This window comes from Streptomyces jumonjinensis (assembly GCF_009600885.1).
GTDB lineage: Bacteria > Actinomycetota > Actinomycetes > Streptomycetales > Streptomycetaceae > Streptomyces > Streptomyces jumonjinensis.
The window spans coordinates 90,135-90,827 of record NZ_VCLA01000167.1 but is presented as its reverse complement, the minus strand read 5'-3'; the positions used below and the strand labels follow the sequence as shown (position 1 = coordinate 90,827).

Here is a 693-nt window from a genome sequence, read left to right as displayed (position 1 = left end):
GGTGCTGGCCGGTGAGGCGGTGGCCGAGGAGCGGGTGGCGGAGCTGCCGGAGTGGGTGGGTTTGCTGGGCGGGGTCGAGCCGTTGCTGGGGCGGCGGGCTCTGGACCGCGAAGCGGACACGGTTCGTACGCTGCGGAATCGTTCCTGGGTCGTCCCGTCAGAGCTGGCTGCGGTGCTGGTGAGCCGGACACCCGCCCTGTTCCACTGCGGTGTGCATGAAGTCCTGCTCGCCACCCTGGCCGGTGCGGTGGCGTCCTCCCATCAGAGGACCGGGATCCTGGTGGACGTGGAGGGCCATGGACGCGAGGCGTTGGGCGATGTGGATCTGTCCCGCACGGTCGGTTGGTTCACCAGCACCCACCCCGTACGCCTGGACGTGACCGGTGTCTGTCTGGACGACGCTATGACCGGGGGCCCCGCAGCCGGTACGTTGGTGAAGGCCGTCAAAGAGCAGGTGCGGGCGGTCCCCGGCGACGGACTGGGCTATGAGCTGCTGCGGTATCTCAATTCTGAGACCGGTCCTGTGCTGGAGGCCGCACCGGCGGCGCAGATCGGTTTCAACTACCTCGGCCGCTTCACTGCCGGCGCCAGCGAGGGCCCAGCTCAGCCCTGGGAGCTGGCGGGTGAGACCGCGATCGGTGGCTCGGTCGACCCGGAGATGCCCGTGACCCATGTGCTGAGTGCCGGTGCGGC

Annotated in this window: 1 protein-coding gene; it reads left to right on the top strand. The window is 69.6% G+C overall.

Going from position 1 to position 693, the window contains the following annotated elements:
• Positions 1–693, top strand: a 693-nt coding sequence (locus tag FF041_RS24660) for a condensation domain-containing protein (RefSeq protein ID WP_228388605.1), incomplete at both ends; no start/stop codon positions are given.